2 protein-coding genes are annotated in these 4,819 nt (G+C 70.6%); both read right to left on the reverse strand.

Annotated elements, in window-relative coordinates; translation table 11 throughout:
* The coding region (locus GTW67_RS08850) for a LacI family DNA-binding transcriptional regulator (RefSeq protein ID WP_161164252.1) at positions 1-240 on the reverse strand (240 nt) is incomplete at its 3' end.
* Between the two features lie 74 nt (positions 241-314).
* Positions 315-4,598, reverse strand: coding sequence for a discoidin domain-containing protein (locus GTW67_RS08855; RefSeq protein WP_161164253.1), 4,284 nt, complete (start codon positions 4,596-4,598; stop codon positions 315-317).
* Positions 4,599-4,819: the final 221 nt, after the last annotated feature.

Here is a 4,819-nt window from a genome sequence, read left to right on the forward strand (position 1 = left end):
GCCGATGACCTCGGCGAACGCCGGGAAGATCGGGTTCTGGAGCTCGGGCAGCACGAGCCCCACCAGGCGGGCCCGTTCCCCGCGCAGTTGCGTCGGGCGTTCGTATCCCAGGACGTCCAGCGCCGTCAGCACCGACTGCCGTGTCGCCTCCGACACCCCCGGCTTGCCGTTGAGGACCCGGCTGACCGTGGCCTCGCTGACCCCAACCTTCTTCGCCACCTGAGCAAGTCGTCGCGTCATACACGCAAGCGTAGCGCAAACCCTCGCAAGGGCTTGCGCTACGCTTCGTCGATTCCCGACAGGGGCGGATCCGGCTAGGGGTTGATGTTGATCTTGAAGGTGGAGGTCGTGTTGCGGACGTCCACGGCGTTGTCGCCGAGCTTCAGCCCGTTGAAGGTGACCTCGCCGACCGCCGGGCCCTGTCCCGGCTCCGGCATCTCGTTGGCCCACACCCCGAAGCCCGACTTGGCGTCGTAGGCGTCACCGCTCTTGTGCGCCCCGGTGATGGTGACGTCCGTGAAGACGGTGTCCTTGACGGGGTACTGCGGCTGCCCTCCCGCGTAGTTGGTCTGGAACATGATGCCGCTGTAGGTGGGGTCGACGATGTCCACGTGGTTGACGCGGATGCCCTGGAAGACCTTCGAGGCGGAGAAGACCCAGATGCCGGGGAAGGTCTGCGCACCCCAGAAGTGCCCGCCGGCCCGCTCGATCGAGATGTTCTCGAAGGTCGTCGGGTCGGTCCCGAAGCCGTTCATCGGATAGCCGAAGTCCAGCGACGAGATGGTGATGCCGGAGTACACCAAAGTGTCCGCGATCCGGATGTTGCGGAAGGTGTTCTGGTAGCCGCCGTACACGGCGACACCGGCCGCGCGCCAGGTCAGCGTGGTCGTCAGGTTCTCGTAGAGGTTGTTCTTCATGTCGGCGCCGCCTGCGTCGATCGCCGAGAACAGCGCGAAGCTGTCGTCGCCGGTGGCCCGGGCGTCGTTGTTGGAGACGAGGTTGTCCGTCGACCCGTTGGTCATGTTGACGCCGTCGGCGAACATGTCGCGGATGCGGGAGTTCTTGATCGTCATCCGGTCGGTGTTGGCGCCCCAGTAGAGGCACACCATGTGCTCGGTCCAGATGTTGTCGATGACGATGTCCGACACGTTGGCGAAGTCGAACACCTTGCCCGGCCCGTCGATGCGGGACGTGTAGTTGCCGAAGTAGGCGAAGTTGGCGAACGTCGAGCCCTTCGCCGTCGCGTCGGCGCGGAAGCCGACGTCGGTGTTGTCCTGCGTCGAGGGCGCCTGGAACCGGGTGAACCAGGGCCCGGCGCCGACGACCTTCACGGCCTTGCCGTACACCTGGAACTTGCTCGACGTCGGGTACTCCCCGGGCGGCAGGTACACGCCGACCAGCTTGCCCGTGGTGTCCATCCGCACCCGGTCCAGGGCGTTCTGCACGTCCTGGTGGGTGAATCCGGCGGGCACGGCGTACGCGGCCGGGTCCGGGTTGGCGACCGGCGCCGCCTGCTCCAGGTTCACGAAGTCGAAGGCGTACGTGGAGGAGTCGGAGGCGTCCTTCTGCAACCGGATCCTCGAGCCCGCGGGCACGGTCTGGTCGAGCACGAGGTGCGCCTCGTCGTAGATGTGGCGCGGTGCCCCGGAGCCGGGTGAGTTCCCGGGCGCGGCCTCCGCCCCGTACAGCCAGGCGTAGCGCGACGTCAGCGGCAGCGTCTTCTTCTTGACGCCGTCGACGTAGACGCTGATGGTCGAGTCGGTGCCGCCGCCGCCCGGCGCGTCCGGGATCGAGAAGCGGGTGACGAGGGTGTTGGTGCTGGCCCGGGTGGTGAACTCGACGTACTGGCCGGTGCCGGTGAGGGTGACCGCCTTGCGGCCCGAGGCCTCGCCGGCGAGATCGCCGACGGTCCGGTTGGGGCCGACGACCTTGGCGCCGCCGCCGAGCGTGCCGTCCTCGGCCTCGTACATGTCGTACGGCATGTTGGCGCCGCGCCCGACGAACAGCGGCTTGGTGGACGTGTTGTTGTCCCGCTTGGCCGGTATCTCCTGGGCGTCGGGGTCGATGACGACCTTGGCGGTGTAGGACCCGTTGACCGCCTTCCAGGAGCCGAGGGTGACGGCGTCGGTGGTGGCGCCGGGGGTGATGGCGCCGGTGTGGGCGCCGGTCAGGGTCTTGACGGTCGCGCCCTTGCTGTCGGTCAGGGTGAGGGTGATCCGGTGGTCGCCGCCCGCGGAGGCCACCGTGCCCTGGTTCTTGAGGGCGACGCGGAAGGTGACGTCGTCCCCGGCGGCCGGGGAGGACGGGGACGTGCTCACGGCCGCGGCGACCAGGTCCGAGCTGGCGACCGGCTTGACGACCAGGGCGTCCGGGCTGGTGTAGGTGTTGTTGGTCTCGTTCTGCTCGATGACCGCGTCGCCGTCGTCGGCCACGGCGCTCAGCGGATAGGTGCCCGCCTCGCGGGTGCCGAGGGACGCGGTGACCGTGGTCTCCTCCCCCGCCCGCAGTGCCCCGACCTGCGCGGTGGCCACGGTGGAGCCGCCCAGCCGCACGGCGGCCTTGCTGGCCGGTGCGTCGGCCGTCCCGCTGTTGCGGACGGTCGCGGAGACGGTGATGTCGTCCGACTCGACGGGAGCCGCCGGTGAGGTGGTCAGCTTCGTCACCTCCAGGTCCGGGTTGGGCGCGGCGACGCCCATGACCTGGAACTCGGCGAGCTGCCCGGCCGTGGCGCCGCTGTTGGCGGTGAAGCGCAGCCGCACGTCGGCGGTGCGCTTGCCCACCGGGACGGTGACGGTGTTCTGCCCGGCCGGGTCGAACGCGTACTCCTTGGCGGCGACCAGCGAGGTGAAGCCGGTGGCGCCCTGCTCCCGGCCCTGGACCTCGATGGTCTGGGTACGGCTGCCCCAGCCGGGGTCGAGGCGCAGCACCAGCCGGTCGACGTCCGCGTTGGCGCCCAGCTTGACGGTGAGGGTGTTCGGGTAGCTGCCCGCGGCGCCCTCCCAGTAGGTCGCCGTGTTGTTGTCGTTGGCGTTGGCCGCGACGTAGGTGTGGATGACGGAGGAGGCTTCGATGGGCTTGCCCACCGCCAGGTCGGAGGCGGTCCCGGTGCCGTTGCGGGTCACCTGGTTGCTGGGCGGCGACTGGTTGCCGGCCGCGTCCTTGGCGCGCACGGTGTAGGTGACGGTCGCGGAGGCTGGCTGGGTGTCGGTCCAGGTGGTCACGTCACCGGCGACGGAGGCGCGCCGCGTGTTGTTGGCGTAGACGTCGTACCCGGTGACGGCCTTGTTGTCGGCGGAGGCACCCCAGGTGAGGCGGATGCGGCCCGCCTCCGGCTCGGTGAGGGTCAGGTCGGCCGGGGCGGTGGGGGCCTCGGTGTCGCCGTCCTCGGCCGCGCGGGTCACGGTGTTGCTGTTCGGGGACTGGTTGCCGGCGGCGTCCCTGGCCCGCACGAAGTAGCTGACGCGGGTGCCCGCGGGCCGGGTGTCGGTGTACGTGGTGACGTCGCCGCCGACCGAGGTGAGCAGGTCGCCGTCGGCGTAGACGTCGTAGGCGGTGACGCCGGTGTCGTCCGTGGCCGCGTCCCAGGTGAGGCGGACCTGGCCGGTGCCGGGTTCGGCGAGCGCGAGGTGCGGCGGGGCGGAGGGTGCCTGGGTGTCGCCGGTCGTGGGTCCGTAGACCTCCAGTTCGGAGACCTGGGCGGCGGGCTGCACGCTGTTGGCGGTGACCAGGACGCGGACGTAGCGGGTGGTGGCGGCGTCGAAGGTGAGGGTGGTCGAGTTGCCGTCCGCGGGCGCGAACGTGTAGGTCTTGCTCGCGGTCAGGTCGGTGAAGTCCGTTCCGTTCGTGCTTCCCTGGAGTTTCAGGGTCTGGGTGCGGGTGCCCCAGCCGTCGGGGAGGCGCAGGACGACGCGGTCGACGCGTACGGCGGAGCCCAGGTCGGTCTGGAGCCACTGGGGGAGGGCGTTGTTGCGGCTCTCCCAGTAGGTGGCCTTGTTGCCGTCGCCGGCGTTGACCGGGCTGTAGACCTCGGTCTGGCTGCTCGCGGTGAAGGTGCGTCCGCGGGCCAGGTTGACGGAGGACTCCCCCGCCGCGTGCACCTCCAGCTCGGACAACTGGGCCGCCTGCCAGCCGGTGTTGGCGGTGACGGCCACCCGCACGAACCGGGTCTGGGTGGCGGGGAAGCTCACCGTGACGGTGTTGCCGGAGCCGGGGTCGAAGGCGTAGGCGGCGGACGCCTTGAGGGTGGTGAAGCTGGTGCCGTCGGCGCTGCCCTGGATCGCCAGGGTCTGGCTGCGCCGCTCCCAGGATGCGGGCAGTTTGAGGACCACCTCGTCGACGCGGGTGGTGGTGCCGAGGTCCGTCTGCACCCACTGGGGCAGGTCGCCGCCGGCGCTCTGCCAGTAGGTGCCCTGGTTGCCGTCGGTGATGTTCGCGGCGCCGTACTCGCCGTGCGCGCTGCTCGCGGCGGTCGGGTCGCCGGCGGCGACGTTGGGGCCGCCGGCCGCCGAGGCGGCGGAAACCAGGGGGCCGCCCAGGAGCAGGAGGCTGGTGGTCACCACGGCGCACAGGCTCCGTGACGGTCGTCTGCGGGTTCTCATGCGTCCCCGATCTCGGTCCCGCCGCGCGCGGCGGGACCGGCAGTGGGATGGGTGGGGGTGAACGGTGCGCCGGCCGTGGCCGGCGCACCGCGGTGGGGTGTGGTCAGCGGCGCGCGGTGGCGGACCCGCCTGCCGAGCCGTTGAAGACGAACTGCGAGCCGGGCTCCTTCACCACGTCGCCCTCGGCCGAGTTGGTGATGGTCACGTTGCTCAGGGTGGCA

Source organism: Streptomyces sp. SID5910, from assembly GCF_009862125.1.
Taxonomy (GTDB): domain Bacteria; phylum Actinomycetota; class Actinomycetes; order Streptomycetales; family Streptomycetaceae; genus Streptomyces.